Annotated in this window: 21 protein-coding genes; 10 read left to right on the forward strand and 11 right to left on the reverse strand. The window is 72.3% G+C overall.

Annotation, left to right across the window (positions count from 1 at the left end; translation table 11 throughout):
* Window positions 1–137: 137 nt before the first annotated feature.
* The 4 genes from ACFYP3_RS31770 to ACFYP3_RS31785 form a co-directional block, all read right to left on the reverse strand.
* Entirely contained in the window at window positions 138–740 is a 603-nt protein-coding gene (locus ACFYP3_RS31770) for a VanZ family protein (RefSeq protein ID WP_388840134.1), read from the reverse strand.
* Window positions 741–825: 85 nt separating this feature from the next.
* Window positions 826–1,464, reverse strand: a complete 639-nt coding sequence (locus ACFYP3_RS31775; RefSeq protein ID WP_388840137.1) for a PH domain-containing protein — start codon at window positions 1,462–1,464, stop codon at window positions 826–828.
* 25 nt (window positions 1,465–1,489) lie between these two features.
* Window positions 1,490–2,125, reverse strand: a complete 636-nt coding sequence (locus ACFYP3_RS31780) for a class F sortase (RefSeq protein ID WP_388840140.1) — start codon at window positions 2,123–2,125, stop codon at window positions 1,490–1,492.
* 83 nt (window positions 2,126–2,208) lie between these two features.
* Window positions 2,209–3,183, reverse strand: a complete 975-nt coding sequence (locus ACFYP3_RS31785) for a hypothetical protein (protein ID WP_388840142.1) — start codon at window positions 3,181–3,183, stop codon at window positions 2,209–2,211.
* A 348-nt stretch (window positions 3,184–3,531) separates the two neighbouring features.
* Here ACFYP3_RS31785 and deoC point away from each other — a divergent pair, with 348 nt between their 5' ends.
* The 3 genes from deoC to ACFYP3_RS31800 are packed head-to-tail and all read left to right on the forward strand — an operon-like array spanning window position 3,532 to window position 6,828.
* The gene (gene deoC, locus ACFYP3_RS31790; RefSeq protein ID WP_030714293.1) at window positions 3,532–4,494 is read left to right on the forward strand and encodes a deoxyribose-phosphate aldolase; all 963 of its coding nucleotides are present in this window, start codon (window positions 3,532–3,534) and stop codon (window positions 4,492–4,494) included.
* Window positions 4,495–4,499: 5 nt separating this feature from the next.
* Window positions 4,500–5,936 (forward strand): aldehyde dehydrogenase family protein, encoded by a 1,437-nt coding sequence (locus ACFYP3_RS31795; RefSeq protein ID WP_388840145.1) that lies wholly within the window; start codon window positions 4,500–4,502, stop codon window positions 5,934–5,936.
* Window positions 5,929–6,828, forward strand: a complete 900-nt coding sequence (locus ACFYP3_RS31800) for an aldehyde dehydrogenase family protein (protein ID WP_388840148.1) — start codon at window positions 5,929–5,931, stop codon at window positions 6,826–6,828. The genes ACFYP3_RS31795 and ACFYP3_RS31800 overlap by 8 nt, the downstream gene beginning before the upstream one ends.
* Before the next feature lie 77 nt (window positions 6,829–6,905).
* Here ACFYP3_RS31800 and ACFYP3_RS31805 read toward each other — a convergent pair whose 3' ends face one another.
* Window positions 6,906–7,259, reverse strand: coding sequence for a hypothetical protein (locus ACFYP3_RS31805; RefSeq protein WP_388840151.1), 354 nt, complete (start codon window positions 7,257–7,259; stop codon window positions 6,906–6,908).
* A gap of 74 nt (window positions 7,260–7,333) precedes the next feature.
* Here ACFYP3_RS31805 and ACFYP3_RS31810 point away from each other — a divergent pair, with 74 nt between their 5' ends.
* Complete coding sequence (locus ACFYP3_RS31810) at window positions 7,334–8,035, forward strand: uridine kinase (protein WP_388840235.1); 702 nt, start codon at window positions 7,334–7,336, stop codon at window positions 8,033–8,035.
* Between the two features lie 201 nt (window positions 8,036–8,236).
* Here ACFYP3_RS31810 and ACFYP3_RS31815 read toward each other — a convergent pair whose 3' ends face one another.
* Window positions 8,237–8,932, reverse strand: a complete 696-nt coding sequence (locus tag ACFYP3_RS31815) for a SigE family RNA polymerase sigma factor (protein ID WP_030714274.1) — start codon at window positions 8,930–8,932, stop codon at window positions 8,237–8,239.
* Window positions 8,933–9,109: 177 nt separating this feature from the next.
* Between ACFYP3_RS31815 and afsQ1 the strand changes: the two genes are divergently transcribed.
* Genes afsQ1 through ACFYP3_RS31830 form a run of 3 tightly spaced genes read left to right on the forward strand, consistent with a single transcriptional unit; the run spans window position 9,110 to window position 11,902 of the window.
* Window positions 9,110–9,787 (forward strand): two-component system response regulator AfsQ1, encoded by a 678-nt coding sequence (gene afsQ1 / locus ACFYP3_RS31820; RefSeq protein WP_063754818.1) that lies wholly within the window; start codon window positions 9,110–9,112, stop codon window positions 9,785–9,787.
* A complete protein-coding gene (locus ACFYP3_RS31825; RefSeq protein WP_388840155.1) occupies window positions 9,784–11,271 on the forward strand; it encodes an ATP-binding protein in 1,488 nt (495 codons plus the stop codon). Before afsQ1 ends, ACFYP3_RS31825 begins: the two co-directional genes overlap by 4 nt.
* Window positions 11,264–11,902 (forward strand): hypothetical protein, encoded by a 639-nt coding sequence (locus ACFYP3_RS31830; RefSeq protein ID WP_388840238.1) that lies wholly within the window; start codon window positions 11,264–11,266, stop codon window positions 11,900–11,902. The genes ACFYP3_RS31825 and ACFYP3_RS31830 overlap by 8 nt, the downstream gene beginning before the upstream one ends.
* A gap of 159 nt (window positions 11,903–12,061) precedes the next feature.
* On the opposite strand, the gene ACFYP3_RS31835 is transcribed toward ACFYP3_RS31830, so the two are convergent.
* The 3 genes from ACFYP3_RS31835 to ACFYP3_RS31845 form a co-directional block, all read right to left on the reverse strand.
* Entirely contained in the window at window positions 12,062–13,708 is a 1,647-nt protein-coding gene (locus ACFYP3_RS31835; protein WP_388840158.1) for a phospho-sugar mutase, read from the reverse strand.
* A gap of 28 nt (window positions 13,709–13,736) precedes the next feature.
* Window positions 13,737–14,543 (reverse strand): purine-nucleoside phosphorylase, encoded by an 807-nt coding sequence (locus tag ACFYP3_RS31840; RefSeq protein ID WP_030714268.1) that lies wholly within the window; start codon window positions 14,541–14,543, stop codon window positions 13,737–13,739.
* Between the two features lie 124 nt (window positions 14,544–14,667).
* Entirely contained in the window at window positions 14,668–15,105 is a 438-nt protein-coding gene (locus ACFYP3_RS31845; protein ID WP_030290800.1) for a gamma-glutamylcyclotransferase, read from the reverse strand.
* 184 nt (window positions 15,106–15,289) lie between these two features.
* Here ACFYP3_RS31845 and ACFYP3_RS31850 point away from each other — a divergent pair, with 184 nt between their 5' ends.
* Window positions 15,290–16,729: an NAD(P)H-quinone dehydrogenase gene (locus tag ACFYP3_RS31850; RefSeq protein ID WP_362852092.1), complete on the forward strand. Its 1,440-nt coding sequence runs from the start codon at window positions 15,290–15,292 to the stop codon at window positions 16,727–16,729.
* A gap of 175 nt (window positions 16,730–16,904) precedes the next feature.
* Window positions 16,905–17,843 carry a DeoR/GlpR family DNA-binding transcription regulator gene (locus ACFYP3_RS31855; protein ID WP_388840162.1) on the forward strand — a complete coding sequence of 313 codons (939 nt, stop codon included), beginning with the start codon at window positions 16,905–16,907 and terminating at the stop codon, window positions 17,841–17,843.
* A 73-nt stretch (window positions 17,844–17,916) separates the two neighbouring features.
* Here the strand turns inward: ACFYP3_RS31855 and ACFYP3_RS31860 are convergent, their stop codons facing one another.
* The gene (locus ACFYP3_RS31860) at window positions 17,917–19,680 is read right to left on the reverse strand and encodes an acetyl/propionyl/methylcrotonyl-CoA carboxylase subunit alpha (RefSeq protein ID WP_388840164.1); all 1,764 of its coding nucleotides are present in this window, start codon (window positions 19,678–19,680) and stop codon (window positions 17,917–17,919) included.
* A gap of 477 nt (window positions 19,681–20,157) precedes the next feature.
* On the opposite strand from ACFYP3_RS31860, the gene ACFYP3_RS31865 reads away from it, so the two are divergent.
* The gene (locus tag ACFYP3_RS31865) at window positions 20,158–20,637 is read left to right on the forward strand and encodes a hypothetical protein (RefSeq protein WP_388840167.1); all 480 of its coding nucleotides are present in this window, start codon (window positions 20,158–20,160) and stop codon (window positions 20,635–20,637) included.
* Here the strand turns inward: ACFYP3_RS31865 and ACFYP3_RS31870 are convergent.
* Complete coding sequence (locus ACFYP3_RS31870) at window positions 20,618–21,238, reverse strand: nucleoside triphosphate pyrophosphatase (RefSeq protein ID WP_388840170.1); 621 nt, start codon at window positions 21,236–21,238, stop codon at window positions 20,618–20,620. The two genes, ACFYP3_RS31865 and ACFYP3_RS31870, sit on opposite strands and share 20 nt — an antisense overlap.
* Window positions 21,239–21,242 lie beyond the last annotated feature (4 nt).

The raw sequence follows: 21,242 nt of genomic DNA on the forward strand, positions 1-21,242 counted from the left end.
AAGCGACCGCTCCGATCCCCGCCGCCACAGCGGCATGAGACGGCTCTCAAGAGCCCGTCACTGCGGCTTGACAGCATCATTGGGAATCTCCTTCGTCGGGATCGCGGTAGTGAAGACCGCTACGGTCTCGCGATGACTCAATACTCCCGCTGGACCGCCGACAGAACGTCGGTCCAGGGGCCGAGCCCGACCCTGGAAATCTTCGGGGTGGTCCCCTGATAAACGGTGTGTGAGCGCGTGTGGGAACGGCTGTGGGAACGCCGCAGCCGGGCCCGCAGCGCCGGTACGACGGCCACGTGCGCGAGCAGCACACCGGCGGTGTTCAGCAGCACCGAGTCCACGTCGACGACCTGGCCCGGCACGGCGGTCTGGAGCATCTCGATGCTCAGCGAGACCAGCGCGCCCGCCGCCGCGGTCCGGGCCGTCGAGGACCACGCGGACAGCGTCGACAGCGCGAGCCTCCCGTTGACCAGGGGCAGCAGCACCCCCAGCGGGGCCAGCAGGGCCAGGCCCTCACCGATCCGCCGCGCGGCCTCCAGCGGCCCGTAGGCGAGGTCCGCCCGGATCCCCTCCAGGGGGGTCAGATTGGCGGCCGCGGCCCACGGCACGTCGAGGGCCCGCAGGGTCAGCCAGCCGACGACCAGGAGATGGGCGGCGAGCAGGACCCCGGCCAGGAGTCGGAGACGGAGAGGGATCGCGGTGGCGGTGGCGGCGCTGCCGCCGGCCTCAAGACGCTGCACACCTGCGAGGACGCGCCACCCGGTAGGGCCGGTTCCGCCCTGACGGGGGGTGTGGCCGGGAGCACCCGGCGCCGCCGCGGGCAGGTCAGCGGAGGGCGATGAGGACGATCAGCGCCAGCGCGCCGACCACGGCGGGCGCGATGATCTCGTACGACCAGCGCACGCGCACGCCGCCCTGGGCACCGGCCCGCTCGGCGCCGCGTTCGGCCAGCCGCTGCAGCTCGTCCACGATCCGGTCCGCACCGGCCCGCATCGGCTCGGCGGGCATCCGGGGCTTCTCGCCCGCGCCGCGCTGCTCCCGGTCCCGCAGCCCCTCGTAGCGCAGCCGCTGCCGGTTCGCCTTCTTGCGCTCGCGCAGCGAGACGGGCACGGACCACAGCTGGTACTTCGACCCCTCGGCCAGCACCTCCGCCGAGTAGCCGGCGCGTACCGCGTCCACGGCCGCCCAGGGCAGCTCGATGATCCGGAAGGGGTTGCGCACGCGCATCCGGTCGTCGTTGGCGAAGACGGCCGGGCGGACCGTGAACGCCACGATCAGCGGGACGGCGCACAGGGCCACCGCCAGCGCGATCCACGGGGTGTTCCCCGAACCGCGCAGCAGGGCGTCACCGCAGAGCCACGCCGTCAGCGCGAGCAGCAGGACCCCCGAGACGACGCCCATGGTGGAGCGGTAGACCCGGTCCTCGTAGACCGGCTCATCGGTCGGCTGCTGCTGGCTGCTCATGGGGTCGATTCTGCCCCACACCCTCTCAGCCCACGAGATCGGCGTACAGGATGATGTTGTCGGGCCGGTGGCCGTCGGTGATCTCCCCGCCGCAGGTGATGACGCGCAGCTCCGGGCGGGTGGTGTCGCCGTACACCTTGGCGGTCGGGAACGCCTTCTTGGCCACCTGCTCCAGCTCGCGGACACGGAAGACGGCTGCGCTGCCGTCCGCCCGCGAGACCGTGATCTCCTCGCCGACGCGCACGCGGGCGACGTCCTTCAGCACGGCCGGGCCGCGCGCGGTGTCGAAGTGGCCGATCAGCACGGCCGGCCCGGTCTCGCCCGGGGTGACGCCCTTCGTGTACCAGCCGATCTTGTCGCCGTCGGCCACGGAGGGCACCTCCACGCTGCCGTCGGCGGCCAGACCCAGCCCCAGCAGCGGTGAGGCGTCCACACCGGCCGCGGGGATCCGTACGCGTACGGGCGGGGAGGCGGGCAGCGGGGCGGACGCCACCGGGGCGGGGGCGGCGGTGGCGGGCGAGATCGAGGGCGGGGCGGCGGACGCGGAGGCGCTCCGGGCGCCCGCCCGGGGCGCGGGTGCGGTGGAGGGGGCCGTGGCGCAGCCGGTCAGGGCGGCGGCGAGGAGGACGGCGGCGAGCAGCGGGCGCGCGCGGTGGGCCATGAAGTGCTCCGGAGACGGCGGTCGGCGGGCCACCGGGTGGGTGGCCCGCCGGGGGAGGGCAGGAGGGAGGTGACGAGGGGACGTCAGCCCCGGGCGGCGCGGCGGCGCAGGACCACGCCGGCGACCAGGGCGCCGAAGGCGGCGATCAGGCCGCCGCCGGCCGCCAGGGTGGCGGTGTCGGCGGTGTCGGCGGTGTCCGAACCGGTCGCGACCGGGAGCTCGGCGCCGGCGGCCACCGGGCCCTTCGGGACCACCGACGTCTGGCCCGCGGTCTGCGGCCTGACCGGAGCGGGGGTGGCGGTGGGCGCGGGGGTGGAGGGCTTCGTCACCGGCTTGTCGTCGGTGAACGCGTAGCTCGGCTTGCAGCCCTTCGGGAACGCGGGGAACGCGACCCGGCCGACCGTGTCGTTGCCGCCCTGCGTCTTCCACTCGAAGACGGGCTTGGCACCGCTCGGGTTCACGATCCGGGCGATGATGCCCGCGGACTCGGGCAGCGAGGGGTGGGTGCGGTCCAGCTGGTCGAAGCCGCGGCCGCCGTCGCCGGCCTCCAGGAGGACCACCTTCGGGCCCAGCTCGGAGACGTACAGCTCGGCCGTCATGCCCGCGCCGATCGCCTGCCCGACCGGACCGACCCGGCAGTCCGTGCTCGCCTCGCCGGCGGGCAGCGGGTAGGACTTGGCGCCGCCGTCCGCGGCGGTGACGACGAGCACGGGGTGGGCGCTCGCGGCCTTGGTGAGTTCGAGGTCCAGGCCCTTGGCCTTGTCGTGGGGCAGGGTCCGGTCCAGCTTCGTCACGACGTGGACCATGTAGGTGTCGCCGGGCTTCCAGTCGGGGCCGACCTCGCGGATCCAGGCCTCGGGGCCCTCCTCCTTGTTGCGCAGCACCGCGACCAGGCCCTCGCCGACGTAGACGGGCTCGCCCTCGTAGCGGCTGTTGTCCGACGCCGCGGCCGGCTGCGGGGCCGTGGCGGGCGCGGCGAACGCGGCGCCGGCGGTCGGGACGAGCACCGCGCCGGCGAGGGCGACGGTGACTATCGAGGTGCGGAGGGCGGTACGCATAACGACTCCTTGAGGCGTGGGCGAGGAGAACGGAGGAGAGTCGCATGCCGCGTCGAGTCTGGTCGGTCTGGGTCACCGGGTCAGGTGTGGCGGGCTGCTGAGGACAAATCTATGGATCTGGTGCGGGCGGACGATCCGCCTCCTGTCATGGGCGCGTAACGGGCGAACGCGTGTCGGAACGGAGGTGCTCATTCCATGGTGGATCCCCCGAAAAGGGACTGCCGCCGGGGGCCGCGCACGCGCTCCCGTTCTCGGCCGGGGGGCGATAAGCGGGGCCTTTGGTTCCGAATGAATCGGAGGGTGGGGGTGACAGGTCGCTACGCGCGTAGATATGCTCATGTGGTGACCATGCCCACCACCCTCACCGCATTCGCTGACGTGACGACGTCCGACAGTGCGCTGCGCCGCTTCCTGCACGGGCTGCCCGGCGTCGACACTGTCGGCCTGGAGGCCCGCGCGGCCTCCCTCGGCACCCGTTCGATCAAGACGACGGCCAAGGCGTACGCCATCGACCTGGCCATCTCGATGATCGACCTGACGACGCTCGAAGGCGCGGACACCCCGGGCAAGGTCCGGGCGCTCTCCGCCAAGGCCGTCAACCCCGATCCGACCGACCGTACGACGCCCATGACCGCCGCGGTCTGCGTCTACCCCGACATGGTGGCCACCGCCAAGGCCGCGCTGAACGGAGCCGACGTCAAGGTCGCCTCCGTCGCCACCGCCTTCCCGGCCGGCCGCGCCGCGCTGCCCGTCAAGCTCGCGGACACCCGTGACGCCGTCGCCGCCGGCGCCGACGAGATCGACATGGTCATCGACCGTGGCGCCTTCCTCGCCGGCCGCTACCTGGAGACGTACGAGCTGATCAAGGCGATCAAGGAGGCCTGCGTCCGCCCCGACGGCACCGCCGCCCGCCTCAAGGTCATCTTCGAGACCGGCGAGCTGTCGACCTACGACAACATCCGCCGCGCCTCCTGGATCGGCATGCTCGCGGGCGCCGACTTCATCAAGACGTCGACGGGCAAGGTGGGCGTCAACGCCACCCCCGCGAACACCCTGCTCATGCTCGAAGCCGTCCGCGACTTCCGGGAGCAGACTGGAATCCAGATCGGCGTGAAGCCGGCCGGCGGCATCCGCACCACCAAGGACGCGATCAAGTTCCTGGTCCTGGTCAACGAGACCGTGGGCGAGGACTGGCTGAGCAACCACTGGTTCCGCTTCGGCGCCTCCAGCCTGCTCAACGACCTGTTGATGCAGCGCCAGAAGCTGAGCACCGGCCGTTACTCCGGTCCCGACTACGTGACGGTGGACTGATCACCATGGCATCTGTATTCGAGTACGCACCGGCTCCCGAGTCCCGCTCGGTCGTCGACATCGCCCCCTCCTACGGGCTCTTCATCGACGGGGAGTTCACCGACGCCGCCGACGGCAGGGTCTTCAAGACCGTCTCGCCGTCGTCCGAGGAGGTCCTCGCCGAGGTCGCCCAGGCCGGTGCCGCCGACGTGGACCGCGCCGTCAAGGCCGCCCGCAAGGCCTTCGAGAAGTGGTCCGCGCTGCCCGGCTCCGAGCGCGCCAAGTACCTCTTCCGCATCGCCCGGATCATCCAGGAGCGCAGCCGCGAGCTCGCCGTCCTGGAGACCCTGGACAACGGCAAGCCGATCAAGGAGACCCGCGACGCGGACCTCCCGCTCGTCGCCGCGCACTTCTTCTACTACGCGGGCTGGGCCGACAAGCTCGACCACGCCGGCTACGGGGCCAACCCGCGTCCGCTGGGCGTGGCCGGCCAGGTCATCCCCTGGAACTTCCCGCTCCTGATGCTCGCGTGGAAGATCGCCCCGGCGCTCGCCACCGGCAACACGGTCGTGCTGAAGCCGGCGGAGACCACCCCCCTCTCGGCGCTGTTCTTCGCGGACATCTGCCGCCAGGCGGGCCTGCCCAAGGGCGTCGTGAACATCCTCACCGGGTACGGCGACGCGGGCGCGGCCCTCGTCGAGCACCCCGACGTCAACAAGGTCGCCTTCACCGGCTCGACCGCGGTGGGCAAGAAGATCGCCCGCCACGTCGCCGGCACCGACAAGAAGGTCACCCTGGAGCTGGGCGGCAAGGGCGCCAACATCGTCTTCGACGACGCCCCCATCGACCAGGCCGTCGAGGGCATCGTGGGCGGCATCTTCTTCAACCAGGGCCAGGTCTGCTGCGCGGGCTCGCGCCTGCTGGTCCAGGAGTCGATCCACGACGAGCTGCTGGACTCCCTCAAGCGCCGCCTCTCCACGCTGCGCCTGGGCGACCCGCTCGACAAGAACACCGACATCGGCGCGATCAACTCCGCCGAGCAGCTCGCCCGGATCACCGCGCTCGCGGAGACCGGCGAGGCCGAGGGCGCCGAGCGCTGGTCCCCGGCGTGCGAGCTGCCGTCCGCCGGCTACTGGTTCGCCCCGACGCTCTTCACGAACGTCACCCAGGCGCACACCGTCGCCCGCGACGAGATCTTCGGCCCGGTGCTGTCCGTGCTGACCTTCCGCACGCCCGACGAGGCCGTCGCGAAGGCCAACAACAGCCAGTACGGCCTCTCCGCCGGCATCTGGACGGAGAAGGGCAGCCGCATCCTCGCGGTCGCGAACAAGCTCCGCGCGGGCGTCGTCTGGGCCAACACGTTCAACAAGTTCGACCCGACCTCGCCCTTCGGCGGCTACAAGGAGTCGGGCTTCGGCCGCGAGGGCGGCCGCCACGGCCTGGAGGGCTACCTCGATGTCTGAGTCGTCGTCGGCGCGTCTGAGCGTCTTCAAGACCTACAAGCTGTACGTCGGGGGCAAGTTCCCCCGCTCCGAGAGCGGCCGGGTGTACGAGGTGAGCGACTCGAAGGGCAACTGGCTGGCCAACGCGCCGCTGTCCTCCCGCAAGGACGCCCGGGACGCGGTCGTCGCGGCCCGCAAGGCCTTCGGCGGCTGGTCGGGCGCGACCGCGTACAACCGCGGCCAGATCCTCTACCGCGTCGCCGAGATGCTGGAGGGCCGCCGCGAGCAGTTCGTCCGCGAGGTCGGCGAGGCCGAGGGCCTGTCCAAGTCGAAGGCCGGTGCCGTCGTGGACGCCGCCATCGACCGCTGGGTCTGGTACGCGGGCTGGACCGACAAGATCGGCCAGATCGTGGGCGGGGCCAACCCGGTCGCGGGCCCGTTCTTCAACCTCTCCACCCCGGAGCCGACCGGTGTCGTGACCGTGATCGCCCCCCAGGACTCGTCCTTCCTGGGCCTGATCTCCGTGATCGCCCCGGTCATCGCGACCGGCAACACGGCGGTCGTGATCACCTCCGAGAAGTCCCCGCTGCCGGCCCTCTCCCTGGGCGAGGTGCTCGCCACCTCCGACCTGCCCGGCGGCGTGGTCAACCTCCTGTCCGGCAAGGCCGCCGAGATGGGCCCGCACCTGGCGTCCCACCAGGACGTCAACGCGATCGACCTGGCCGGAGCCGACGCGGCGCTGGCCAAGGAGCTGGAGATCGCGGCGGCCGACAACCTCAAGCGCGTCCTGCGTCCACAGCCTGTGGACGACTGGAGCGCCGACCCGGGCACGTCGCGCATGACGGCGTTCCTGGAGATCAAGACGGTCTGGCACCCGACGGGGTCGCTGGGCTCGGGCGGCTCGTCCTACTAGACCCGCGCCCGTACGAGACCGGCCCCGGCAGCGTCCCCCGCGCTGCCGGGGCCTTCGCGTACCCGCGCACCCGCCCCCTACTTCTTGGGGAGCACCGGGCCGAGCAGCGAGGAGACCGCGGCGGTGGGCAGCTCGCCGACGGACGGCCCCTGGGTCAGCACGCCGGTGACCATGCCGGTGCCGACGGCGGGGAAGTCCGCGACCTGCGTGGCCACGCCGTTGTCCAGCGGGTCCACGCCGGTGTGGGCGAGCGGGTTCACCTTGAGGTTCGCGATCGGGTCGGTGACCCCCGCCAGAGCGGCCGGTACGTCGAGTTCACCGGCCTGGGCACCCCCCGCGGCCAGGGCGAGCGCGGCGCCCGCCATCGAGACCGTCAGGCCCGCGGAACGGAGCCGGCTGCTTGCGGAGGAGGCTGCTGCGTGGCGTGCCATGGGAGTTCCCGCCCTGTGCTCGTCTAAATGTAGTGCGCCGTAGTCGTACGCGCACGCAGCGTAGTGGAGGTGTGATCCTCGATACCAACCGGTCACCGGAGGCATCCCCTGAGCGGGGGAATGGTTCACACTTGTGTTCCGTGAGCTCCTCCTCTCCTTTGCCTACGCGTGTCGTGCTGCTGACCGGACCCTCGGGGTCCGGAAAGTCCTCGCTGGCGGCCCGTTCGGGTCTGCCCGTGCTGCGTCTGGACGACTTCTACAAGGAGGCGGACGACCCGACCCTCCCGCTGGTCGAGGGCAGTTCGGACATCGACTGGGACTCCCCGCTGTCGTGGGACGCGGACGCCGCCGTCGCGGCGATCGAGGCGCTGTGCGCGGTGGGCCGCACCGACGTCCCGGTGTACGACATCGCGACGTCCTCGCGGACCGGGGCGGAGTCGCTGGACATCTCGCGGACGCCGCTCTTCATCGCGGAGGGCATCTTCGCCGCGGACATCGCCGTCCGGTGCCAGGAGCTGGGACTGCTCGCCGACGCCATCTGCCTGCGCGGGCGGCCGTCCACCACCTTCCGCCGCCGGCTGGCGCGCGACCTGCGCGAGGGCCGCAAGTCGGCCCTGTTCCTGCTGCGGCGCGGTCTGCGGCTGATGCGGGCGGAGCGGGGCATCGTGGCGCGCCACATCGCGCTGGGCGCGCACGCGTGCGGCCGCGACGAGGCCCTCGGCCGGCTCGCAGCGGCCGCCGCCGGCCGCCACCGCCACGCCCCCACTCCGGTCTAGGCCGTCTCTTTCGGATCGTGCCGGGCGGCGCGGGCGAGGCAGGATCCGGAAGAGACGGCCTGGCCGGGGCCCGGCCCCGGGCATGCGAAAAGGCGGGATCAGGCGGACCCCCGGCCGCTTGATCCCGCCTTTTCCCCCCGCGGCCCCCGTCCCACCCCCGCAGGACGGGCCCCCCTGGCCCGATGGTCTGTGTGCGCCGCGTTACGCGACGAGCTCCTCGAAGGACTCCGCCTCGTCACGGCCGAAGCTCAGCGCCTCGTCCTCCCGCAGGCGGCGCAGCGAGCGCCAGATGCTCGACTTCACCGTGCCGACGCTGATCCCGAGGATCTCCGCGATCTCCGGGTCCGTACGGCCCTCGTAGTAGCGCAGCACCAGCATCGTGCGCTGCGGCTCCGGGATCCGGGTCAGCGCCTGCCACAGGACCGCGCGCAGCTCCGTACCGCGCATCGCGTCCGTGTCGGAGGCCGTCTCCGGCAGCTCCTCCGTCGGGTACTCGTTCAGCTTCCGCCGACGCCACGCGCTGATGTGCAGGTTGGTCATCGTGCGCCGCAGGTAACCGCCGACGGCCGCCTTGTCGCTGATCCGGTCCCAGGCGCGGTACGTGGAGAACAGCGCGCTCTGCAGCAGGTCCTCGGCCTCGTAGCGGTCGCCGGTGAGGTGGAAGGCCGTCGCGTACAGGGCGGCCCGCCGCTCCTGGACGTAGGCCGTGAACTCCGCCTCCGAGGTGGAGGACGGCGTGTGCTGGGCGGGAACCGCCTGGTACTGGTTTGCGTCAATGGCTACGACGTGGGCCGGCCGGGGACGGGCGACCGCCACCGTACGGACACCCGCCCGGCGGTTCACATCGTGCAGCCGCGTGACAACCGCGCTGGTGTTGGTGCTGTGCAGCGTGTTCATCTCGCGCCCCCCGTCGTGGAGTGTCTCTGCTTCGGTCCGTTGTGCGTTGGTAGAAGACTGCCCCGCCGACTTAACCGGGGTGTCCGTCGACTGTCACAGCCCTGTCACAGCGACTTCCGTGCGATCGCCTCCGCCCGACGGTCGAACTCCCGACTGTCGGTGGGACAGAATGAGCCCGTGCCTTTCCTGTTGCTGATCGAGGACGACGACGCCATCCGCACGGCCCTCGAGCTCTCCCTGTCTCGCCAGGGCCACCGTGTGGCCACCGCGGCGACGGGCGAGGACGGCCTGAAACTGCTGCGCGAGCAGCGGCCGGATCTGATCGTGCTGGACGTGATGCTGCCCGGGATCGACGGTTTCGAGGTGTGCCGGCGGATCCGGCGCACCGACCAGCTGCCGATCATCCTGCTCACCGCGCGCAGCGACGACATCGACGTGGTCGTGGGCCTGGAGTCCGGGGCCGACGACTACGTGGTCAAGCCCGTCCAGGGCCGGGTCCTCGACGCCCGCATCCGGGCCGTCCTGCGCCGCGGCGAGCGCGAGTCGAGCGACTCGGCGAGCTTCGGCTCCCTGGTCATCGACCGCGCGGCCATGACGGTCACCAAGAACGGCGAGGACCTCCAGCTCACCCCGACCGAGCTGCGGCTGCTGCTCGAACTGAGCCGCAGGCCCGGCCAGGCGCTGTCGCGCCAGCAGCTGCTGCGGCTGGTCTGGGAGCACGACTACCTCGGTGACTCGCGGCTCGTCGACGCCTGCGTCCAGCGGCTGCGCGCCAAGGTCGAGGACGTGCCGTCCTCGCCCACCCTGATCCGTACCGTCCGGGGTGTCGGCTACCGCCTGGACTCCCCGCAGTGATCCGCGCGTTGCTCGCGGGCCGGCGCTGGACCAGCCTGCGGCTGCGACTCCTCATCGTCTTCGCGCTGGTCGCCCTGACGGCCGCGGTCTCCGCGTCCGGGATCGCGTACTGGCTCAACCGGGAGGCCGTGCTCACCCGCGTCCAGGACGCGGCGCTCGGCGACTTCCGGCAGGAGATGCAGAACCGTGCCGCCGCGCTGCCCGCCGACCCGACGCCGGAGGAGATGCAGCGCACCGCCGAGCTGATGGCGGGCAGCAGCCCCGGCTACAGCGTCCTGCTGGTGCACGAACGCAAGGACCATCGCCAGGTGTTCGGCGCGGCCGGCCCCGACTCCTTCGGGCTGCAGGACGTGCCGAAGTCCCTCCGCAACGCCGTGAACGACGAGCAGAAGACGACCGCGGCGAACGACGCCGAGTACCACATGTACTGGCAGCGGACGAAGCCGAACGGCAACCCGTACCTGGTCGGCGGCACCCGGATCGTGGGCGGCGGGCCGACCGGCTACATGTACAAGTCGCTCGCCCAGGAGCGGGACGACCTGAACGCGCTCGCCTGGTCGCTGACGATCGCCACCGGTCTGGCGCTGCTCGGCTCCGCCCTGCTCGCGCAGGCCGCGGCCCGTACGGTGCTCAAGCCCGTGCAGCGGCTGGGAGACGCGGCCCGGCGGCTCGGCGAGGGCGAGCTGGACCACCGGCTGGACGTGTCCGGCACGGACGAACTCGCCGACCTGTCGCACACCTTCAACAAGACGGCCGAGGCGCTGGAGAAGAAGGTCGCCGACATGAGCGCGCGGGAGGAGTCCAGCCGGCGCTTCGTCGCGGACATGTCCCATGAACTGCGCACTCCGCTGACCGCGTTGACGGCGGTGGCGGAGGTGCTGGAGGAAGAGGTCGACGACCTCGACCCGATGATCGCGCCGGCGGTGGCGCTGGTCGTCAGCGAGACGCGGCGGCTGAACGACCTGGTGGAGAACCTGATGGAGGTCACCCGCTTCGACGCGGGCACGGCCAAGCTGGTGCTGGACGACGTCAACGTCGCCGACCAGGCCACGGCCTGCATCGACGCGCGGGCCTGGCTCGACGCGGTCGAACTCGACGCCGAACGGGACATCGTGGCCCGGCTCGACCCGCGCCGCCTCGACGTCATCCTCGCCAACCTGATCGGCAACGCCCTCAAGCACGGCGGCTCGCCGGTGCGGGTGTCGGTGACGGTGGACGGGCCATGGCTGGTCATCGCGGTCCGGGACAACGGCCCGGGCATCCCCGAAGAGGTCCTGCCGCACGTCTTCGACCGCTTCTACAAGGCGAGCGCGTCGCGGCCGAAGTCGGACGGCAGCGGGCTGGGCCTGTCGATCGCCGTGGAGAACGCGCACATCCACGGCGGCGACATCACCGCCGCCAACGCGGCGGGGGGCGGGGCCCTGTTCACGCTGCGGCTGCCGGTGGACGTGGGGAAGGTGATCTCGGGTGACCTGGATGCGTAGGGCCCTGCCGGTGGTGCCGGCCGTGGCGGTCCCGCTCGTGGCGGTCGCCCTGCTCGCGACGTCGGGCTGTGGGATCAGGGCCACGACCGTGCCGGTGGACGTGGGACCGGCGCCGTCACGCGTGTCGTGCGACACCCCGCAGGCGCCCACCGGGCAGAGCGGGGTGCAGGGCTTCCGGGCCACGGTGGAACTGGTCTGCGGATCGCAGCTGGTGGGCGTGGAGCGAGTGATCCCGGTGCCCGAGAAGATGCCCGTACGGGAACCCGTCAGCCTCGTCGCGCAGGCGCTGCTGGAAGCGCTGGAGCAGCCGCCGAGCGCGGACGAGCGGGACGCCGGCTTCACGACCGGGGTCCCGGACGGCCTCGCGGTGTCCGCGCCGCGCGCGGGCGACCCGGCCGGCACGGTGCGGCTGAGCCGCAAGCCGGAGGACCTGCCGCCGGTGGCGCTGTCGCAGGTCGTGTGCACGCTGGCGGGCAACGAGGCGGTGTCGGCGGGGCCGGGCCCGGTGGTCCTGGGCGGACCGGACGAGGATCCGCCGCGGGCCTGGGAGTGCACGGAGGCGGTGCGCACGCGTCCCGAATCGGTCCCGACGCTGGGCGAAATCGTCCGCCCCTCGGCCTCCCCTTCCTGACGCGCCGCCCGCACGGCGCAGCGCGGGCCGCGTCCCCGGCTCAGCGCCGGGCCGCTTCCCCGGCTCCCCGCCGGAAACGACGGAGGCCCGGTCCCGCCGGACGGGGCGGGACCGGGCCGGGCCGGGGCCGAAGCCCCGGCCCCGTGACCGACGGACGGATCAGATGCCCGCCGCCGCGGCCAGGTCCTTCTTGATCGCGTCCAGGATCTCCTGGCCGCGGGTGCGCGCCGAGGCGAGGTCGGAGGCCTCGGCGACCGGGACGACCACCTCCAGGTAGCACTTCAGCTTCGGCTCCGTGCCGGAGGGGCGGACGATCACCCGGGCCTTGTAGTCGCCCTCCAGGTAGTAGCGCAGACCGTCCGTGGGCGGGAGCTTCTCCGTGCCCTGCGTCAGGTCCTCCGCCGAGACGACCCGCAGCCCCGCCAGGGACACCGGCGGCTCCGCCCGCAGCGCGGCCATCGCCGAGGCGATCACCGACAGGTCCGAGACGCGGACCGACAGCTGGTCGGTGGCGTGCAGCCCGTGGGCCATCGCCAGGTCGTCCAGCAGGTCGGTCAGGGTGCGGCCCTGCTCCTTGAGCTCCGAGGCCAGCTCCGCCACCAGCAGGGCGGCGGTGACGCCGTCCTTGTCGCGGACGCCCTCGGGGTCCACGCAGTAGCCGAGCGCCTCCTCGTAGCCGTAGCGCAGGCCCTCGACGCGGGCGATCCACTTGAAGCCCGTCAGGGTCTCCTCGTAGCCGACGCCCGCGGCCTCCGCGATCCGGCCCAGGAGGGAGGACGAGACGATGGATTCCGCGAAGACGCCCCGCGCGCCCTTGTGGACCAGGTGCTCCGCCAGCAGCGCGCCGACCTCGTCGCCGCGCAGCATCCGCCAGCCGTCCCCGGTGGGGACCGCCACCGCGCAGCGGTCCGCGTCCGGGTCGTTGGCGATCACGATGTCCGGGTTGACCTCGGCCGCCTTGGCGAAGGCCAGGTCCATCGCGCCCGGCTCCTCCGGGTTGGGGAAGGCCACCGTCGGGAAGGCCGGGTCCGGCTCGGCCTGCTCGGCCACCAGCACCGGGGCCGGGAAGCCGGCCCGGGCGAAGGCCGCCAGGACGACGTCCTTGCCTACGCCGTGCATGGCCGTGTAGACGGTCCGTACGCCCCGGGCGGACCCGGGGGTCAGGACGGCGTCCGTACGGGCCAGGTAGGCCTCCAGGACCCCGTCGCCGAGCTCCTCCCAGCCGGACTCCGGCCGGGGGACCGAGGCGAGCGTGTCGACGCGGGCGATCTCCGCCGCGATCTCCGCGTCCGCCGGCGAGACGATCTGCGAGCCGTCGCCGAGGTAGACCTTGTAGCCGTTGTCCCGGGGAGGGTTGTGGCTCGCGGTCACCTCGACGCCGGCGACGGCGCCCAGGTGCCTTATGGCGTACGCGAGGACGGGCGTCGGCAGCGGACGGGGCAGGACGGCGGCGCGCAGCCCGGCGCCGGTCATCACGGCGGCGGTGTCGCGGGCGAAGTCCGCCGACTTGTAGCGGGCGTCGTAGCCGACGACGACCAGGCCGCCGGCGTGGCCCTGGGCCTTCAGGTAGGCCGCGAGGCCCGCCGCGGCCCGGATGACCACGCTGCGGTTCATCCGCATCGGGCCCGCGCCGATCTCACCGCGCAGTCCGGCGGTGCCGAACTGGAGGGTGCCGGCGAAGCGGTCCGCGAGCTCCGCGGTGTCGCCCGCGTCGATGAGCGCCGCGAGTTCGGCCGCCGTCTCCGGGTCCGGGTCCTCCGCCAGCCAGGCCTGGGCCCGGGTGATCAGGTCGTCGTGTTCCTGCACTGCTTCCGCCTTACCTCTCGTACGTCGATCAGATGCGGGCGAGGACCTGCGTCAGCAGCGTGCCCATGCGGGCGGCCGAGTCGCGGCCGGCCTGGAGGACCTCTTCGTGGTTCAGCGGCTCGCCGGACAGGCCCGCCGCCAGGTTGGTGACGAGGGAGATGCCCAGCACGTCGGCGCCGGCCTCACGGGCCGCGATGGCCTCCAGCACGGTGGACATGCCGACCAGGTCGGCGCCCATGACGCGGATCATGTTGATCTCGGCCGGGGTCTCGTAGTGCGGGCCGGGGAACTGGACGTAGACGCCCTCTTCCAGGCTCGGGTCGATCTCCTTGCACATCGCGCGCAGCTTCGGCGAGTACAGGTTCGTCAGGTCGACGAAGTTGGCGCCGACGATGGGCGAGGTGGCCGTCAGGTTGAGGTGGTCACTGATCAGCACGGGCTGGCCGGGCTTCATGCCCTCGCGCAGACCGCCACAGCCGTTGGTGAGGACCACGGTCTTGCAGCCGGCGGCGACGGCGGTGCGCACGCCGTGGGCGACGGCGGCGACGCCGCGGCCCTCGTAGTAGTGGGTCCGGCCGAGGAAGAGCAGCGCGCGCTTGTCGCCGATCTTGTACGAGCGGATCTTGCCGCCGTGGCCCTCGACGGCGGGCGGCGGGAATCCGGGCAGCTCGGTGACGGGGAACTCGAATTCGGGGGCGCCGAGCGCCTCCGCGGCGGGGGCCCAGCCGGAGCCCATCACGAGCGCGACATCGTGGGATTCGACGCCGGTCAGCTCGCGCAGGCGGGCGGCTGCGGCGTCGGCGGCGGCGAAGGGGTCGGTAACAGATGCGTTCACGCAGACGAGCGTAGCCGCTCCTGGCCTACGCGCGTAGATGGCACAGCTCACGGTGTTCGGATCGTTGCCTTGTCGTTTCCGCCGAATCGTCCCCGACGGTGGCGGGGGAGCGGCCCGCAGGGGGTCAGCAGGGGCGCTTGCGGAGTTCCATCACGTAGTCGTGCGGGGCGCCCGCGGACTCGGCGGCGTCGGCGAGCTCGCCGAGGTAGCGCGCCGAGGGCAGGCCGCCCTCGTAGCCGTTGAGCACGTAGCACCAGGCGGCCTCTTCGCCGTCCAGGGTGTGCACCCGGATCCGCATGCGGCGGTAGATGTCGAGCCCGACGCCCTCCCAGCGGTCCATCGAGTCCTCGTCGAGCGGCGCGATGTCGTACAGGGCGACGAAGACCTGGTGGCGCGGGGCCTCGACGATCGTGGCGAGAGCGCCCTCCCAGCCCATCTGCTCGCCGCCGAAGGTCAGCCGCCAGTCGTTGATCCAGCCCGTTCCGCGCAGCGGCGAATGGGGTGCGCGGCGCGTCATCAGCCGCGGGTCGAGGTTGCCGGCGTACGCGGCGTAGAGCGACATGAGGTCGAGGGTACGGGAGGGGTGGCCGTGACCGCGTGCCCGGATGGCGCACGGATGACGGGACCGGGCGCGAAGCACCTTGAACCGTGCGGGACAATGGGGCACGGAATGCATCCCCCGGGGAGACCCCCCGGAACACCGGCCGGGGCGGCAGCCGGCCGGGTAGACGTGAGGCGGACTTTTCGTGACCCGGATCGTGATCATCGGCGGCGGACCCGGCGGGTATGAGGCTGCGCTGGTAGGGGCCCAGCTCGGCGCGGAGGTGACCGTCGTGGACTGCGACGGCCTCGGCGGGGCCTCGGTCCTGACCGACTGCGTGCCCTCCAAGACTCTGATCGCGACCGCCGAGGTGATGACCACCTTCGATTCGTCGTACGAGGAGCTCGGCATCGTCGTCGCGGACGACACCCCGCACATCGAGCAGGCCGCGCGCGTCGTCGGCGTGGACCTCGGCAAGGTGAACCGGCGCGTCAAGCGCCTCGCGCTCGCCCAGTCGCACGACATCACCGCCTCCGTCACCCGGGCCGGCGCCCGCGTCGTGCGCGGCCGGGGCAAGCTCGGCGGCCCGCAGGGCATCGACGGCACGCGCGACGTCATCGTCACCGCCGCCGACGGCACCGAGACCATCCTGACGGCCGACGCCGTGCTGATCGCGACCGGCGGCCACCCCCGCGAGATCCCGGACGCCATGCCCGACGGCGAGCGGATCCTGAACTGGACCCAGGTCTACGACCTCGACGAGCTCCCGGAGGAGCTCATCGTGGTCGGCTCCGGTGTGACCGGCGCCGAGTTCGCCGGCGCCTACCAGGCCCTCGGCTCCCGGGTGACCCTCGTGTCCTCCCGCGACCGCGTGCTGCCCGGCGAGGACCCGGACGCCGCCGCCGTCCTGGAGGACGTCTTCCGGCGCCGCGGCATGAACGTCGTCGGCCGCTCCCGCGCCGAGTCCGCCAAGCGGGTGGGCGACCGGGTCGAGGTCACCCTCTCCGACGGCCGCGTGCTGACCGGTACGCACTGCCTGATGGCGGTCGGCGCGATCCCCAACACCAGGAACATGAACCTGGAGGAGTCCGGCGTCCGGCTGAAGGACTCCGGGCACATCTGGACCGACAAGGTCTCGCGCACCTCCGCGCCCGGCGTGTACGCGGCGGGCGACGTCACCGGGATCTTCGCGCTCGCGTCGGTCGCGGCGATGCAGGGCCGCATCGCGATGTACCACTTCCTCGGCGACGCGGTGGCCCCGCTGAACCTCAAGACGGTCTCCTCGAACGTCTTCACCGACCCCGAGATCGCCACCGTCGGCTACACCCAGGCGGACGTGGACGCCGGCAAGATCGACGCCCGCGTGGTGAAGCTGCCGCTGCTGCGCAACCCGCGCGCGAAGATGCAGGGCATCCGGGACGGCTTCGTGAAGCTGTTCTGCCGTCCGGGCACCGGCATCGTCGTCGGTGGTGTGGTCGTCTCCCCGCGCGCGAGCGAGCTCATCCACCCCATTTCGATCGCCGTGGACAACAACCTGACGGTCGAGCAGATCGCAAACGCGTTCACCGTGTACCCCTCGCTGTCGGGCTCGATCGCGGAGGTGGCGCGCCAGCTGCACACGCGGAAGGCCGCCGGAGAGGCCTGATCGGGCCCAACCGCCCCATACCTGAAGGGTGTTGGGGCGGTGCGCCGTCGCGTGGCCGGACGTTCACCCAGACATCGGGCCGCGTATACCACTAGTCGCCCTGGCATATGGACAACTTCGGTATTTCGGCGCAAGGAGCTGAAAGCAGACGGTCGTTGGGGTTACTGTCAGTTTCGTGTTCGCTGCAGAACGTCGCCAATTGATCCTCGAAATGGTGCGGGCCAACGGAGCGGTATCGCTCCGGGAGCTCGCCCGCGTCGTCCAGACCTCCGAAGTGACCGTACGGCGGGACGTGCGGGCACTGGAGGCAGAAGGACTCCTCGACCGCCGACACGGCGGTGCGGTCTTGCCGGGCGGTTTCACGCGGGAGTCCGGCTTTCCGCAAAAGTCCCATCTCGCGACGGCGGAGAAGACCGCCATCGCCGATGTCGCGGCCTCCCTCGTGGAAGAGGGCGAGGCCGTCGTCGTCGGCGCGGGCACCACGACCCAGGAGCTGGCCCGCCGGCTCGCCCGGGTGCCCGGGCTGACCGTCGTCACCAACTCGCTGCTCGTCGCCCAGGCCCTGGCCCACGCGAACCGGGTGGAGGTGGTGATGACCGGCGGCACCCTGCGCGGGTCCAACTACGCCCTCGTCGGCAGCGGGGCCGAGCAGTCCCTCCAGGGGCTCCGGGTCTCCCGCGCGTTCCTCTCGGGCAGCGGCCTGACGGCCGAGCGCGGCCTGTCGACGTCCAACATGCTCAGCGCGAGCGTGGACCGGGCGCTGGTGCAGGCGGCCGCCGAGGTGGTCGTCCTCGCGGACCACACGAAGCTCGGCACGGACACCATGTTCCAGACCGTGCCGACGGACGTGATGACCCGCCTGGTCACGGACGAGCCCCCGCCGCACGACGACCGGGCCGCGACGGAACTCCAGGCACTCGCCGACCAGGGCGTCCAGATCACCGTGGCGGGCGCCGCCGCCGGCGGCGACGGGATGATGGGGCGTCGGCCGCGGCGCGACTCGCCGTTGCCGGTGCAGAGGCGCGGCGGGCCGACCGCGCAGCTGCGGGCCGCGGGCATGATGCCGGAGCCCCAGGCGGAGCGGGCCCGCGTGGCCGACATGCGCCGCCGCTAGCGACCTCGGAGAAGCAGAACGCCGGCGGGGCTGGAACATCCAGCCCCGCCGGCGTTTCAGGCGTTCTCGGACGTCAGTCCTTGATCTCGCAGATCGTCGCGCCCGAGGTGACGGAGGCGCCGACCTCGGCCGTGAGGCCGACGATGGTGCCGGAGCGGTGCGCGTTGAGCGGCTGCTCCATCTTCATGGCTTCGAGTACGACGACCAGGTCGCCCTCGTTGACCTGCTGGCCCTCCTCGACCGCGACCTTGACGATCGTGCCCTGCATCGGGGAGGCAAGGGTGTCGCCGGAGGCGGCCGGGCCGGACTTCTTCGCCGCGCGGCGCTTCGGCTTGGCGCCGCCCGCGGCGGCCGTGCGGGCCAGGGTCATGCCCAGCGAGGACGGGAGGGAGACCTCCAGGCGCTTGCCGCCGACCTCGACGACCACCGTCTCGCGGCCCGGCTCGTCCTCGGTGTCCTCCGCGGCCGGAGCCGTGAACGCCGGGATCTCGTTGACGAACTCGGTCTCGATCCAGCGGGTGAAGACCGTGAAGGGGCTGCCGTCGGTCGGGGCGAACGCCGGGTCGACGACGACGGCGCGGTGGAACGGGATGGCCGTGGCCATGCCCTCGACCTCGAACTCGGCCAGGGCGCGGGCCGCACGCTGCAGGGCCTGCTCGCGGGTGGCGCCGGTGACGATGAGTTTGGCGAGGAGGGAGTCCCAGGCCGGGCCGATCACGGAGCCGGACTCGACGCCCGCGTCCAGGCGGACGCCCGGGCCGGAGGGGGCGTTGAACTTGGTGACCGTGCCGGGGGCCGGGAGGAAGCCGCGGCCCGGGTCCTCGCCGTTGATGCGGAACTCGATGGAGTGGCCGCGCAGGACCGGGTCGCCGTAGCCGAGCTCCTCGCCGTCGGCGATGCGGAACATCTCGCGGACCAGGTCGATGCCGGAGACCTCTTCGGTGACCGGGTGCTCGACCTGCAGGCGGGTGTTGACCTCCAGGAAGGAGATCAGGCCGTCGGCGGAGACGAGGAACTCGACGGTGCCGGCGCCGACGTAGCCGGCTTCCTTCAGGATGGCCTTGGAGGCGGCGTACAGCTCCGCGTTCTGAGCCTCGGTCAGGAACGGCGCCGGGGCCTCCTCCACCAGCTTCTGGTGGCGGCGCTGCAGGGAGCAGTCACGGGTCGACACGACGACCACGTTGCCGTGGGAGTCGGCCAGGCACTGGGTCTCGACGTGGCGCGGCTTGTCGAGGTAGCGCTCGACGAAGCACTCGCCGCGGCCGAAGGCGGCGACGGCCTCGCGGACGGCGGAGTCGTAGAGCTCCGGCACCTCTTCGAGGGTGCGGGCGACCTTCAGACCGCGACCGCCACCGCCGAAGGCGGCCTTGATGGCGATCGGCAGGCCGTGCTCCTTGGCGAACGCGACGACCTCGTCGGCCCCGGAGACCGGGTCCGGCGTACCGGCGACCAGCGGTGCGCCGGCGCGCTGGGCGATGTGGCGGGCGGCCACCTTGTCGCCGAGGTCACGGATGGCCTGCGGCGGCGGACCGATCCAGGTCAGGCCGGCGTCGAGCACGGCCTGGGCGAAGTCGGCGTTCTCGGACAGGAAGCCGTATCCGGGGTGGATGGCGTCCGCACCCGAGTCGGCGGCGGCCTGGAGGACCTTGGAGATGTCCAGGTAGCTCGCGGCCGGGGTGTCACCGCCCAACGCGAAAGCTTCGTCGGCCGCGCGGACGTGCAGAGCGTCCCGGTCCGGATCGGCGTAGACGGCTACGCTCGCGATCCCGGCGTCCCGGCAGGCCCGAGCAACGCGGACAGCGATTTCGCCACGGTTGGCGATGAGCACCTTGCGCACGATGGCTCCCTCCTTGAAACAAGCTGAGTTTAGGGACAGCCCACACGGCCTTTCGACCCTTCCCCGGTGGTGACCTTGCCCACACAGAGTGTGATGCGAGGTCCGAACCACCCGAGAACCCTTGTGGCGCCCCAGGTCAGGGGGATCCCCGACTGCACAGTAACCCCGTCATGTATCCAAGGTCTCTGTCCCCCCGGTCAGCGGCCCCGGGTGATTCTTTGTCGAGTCCCTACGAACGGCCCACATTTTCTTTGCCGGCCGGCGCGGAGTTGTCCACTTGTTCGCCGATTGGTTGCCCGATCGGCGGTCCCGTGGTCCCACGGGGCGAACCGGGACAACACCGTACCCACAGGCAGTCCGGGGACGGCGCGTTGACGGCCCGTCGAACCCGGGGGTGCGGATGTCTTGCCCGCCGGGCTACCCGTTAGTAGCCTCCAGGCGTCGAACAGGCTTGTGACGTGTGGGGGGTGGGGCGTCGTGCTGCGCAGACTCGTGGCCGGACTGGCCGCGATCGTGCTCGTCGCGGAAGCGGCCGTGCTCGTGCTCGTCCACATCGTGCTGGGCCGGACCACGGCGAACCAGTCGATGTCCATCGCCGGCAGCGATCCGGACCTCATGTCCAAGGCCACCTACGCCATGGGGGCGGGCATGGGCGTCTTCCTCGTGCTGTGCGCGGTCCTCGCCGCCGTCGCCGCGCTCGGCGACCGCCCCCCGGGCCGCTTCGCCCGCGTCGTCCTCATCGCGGCCGCCGTCACCCACGGGCTGCTCGGCGTCCTCGCCGTCGTCCTCGTCGGCTGGGCCGCTTTCGCGGCGACGACGCTGATCCTGTGCCTGCTGGTGCTGACCCTGACGCTCTACGCCGCCCCGCGGGACGGCGCCGGCGACGACGACGGGGGCGTACAGCCGCAGCCCCCGCCCCCGGCCGCGTACGGGGAGCTCAAGCCCACAGGTCCGTGATGGACACGCCCAGTTCGCCCAGCAGGGAGCGCAGCAGCGGCAGCGACAGGCCGATCACGTTGCCGTGATCCCCGTCGATGCCGTCGATGAACGGCGCCGACAGCCCGTCCAGCGTGAACGCCCCGGCCACGTGCAGCGGCTCGCCGCTGGCCACGTACGCCGCGACCTCCGCGTCCGTGGGCTCGCCGAACCGGACCGTCGTCGACGCCGTCGCCGAGACCTGGCGGCCGTCCGCCGTGTCGATCACGCAGTGCCCGGTGCGCAGCACGCCCGCCCGTCCGCGCATCGACTTCCAGCGCGCGGTGGCCTCCTCGGCGTCGGCGGGCTTGCCGAGCGCCTCGCCGTCCAGCTCCAGCACGGAGTCGCAGCCGATCACCAGGGCGCCCGCGGCCTCCTCCAGGCCCGCCACGACCGCCGCCTTCGCCTCGGCGAGCGCCAGGGCCAGCTGGGCGGGCTCGTCGTGGTTCAGGGTGTCCTCGTCGAAACCGCTGACGATCACGTGGGGGGCGAGCCCGGCCTGGCGCAGCAGGTTCAGCCGGGCGGGGGAGGCGGAGGCGAGGACGAGCTTGCGCGGGTTCGCGGGCTGGGGCGTGGCAGTCATGCCG

Origin of the sequence: Streptomyces sp. NPDC005533, assembly GCF_042871845.1 — a bacterium.
Classification (GTDB): domain Bacteria; phylum Actinomycetota; class Actinomycetes; order Streptomycetales; family Streptomycetaceae; genus Streptomyces.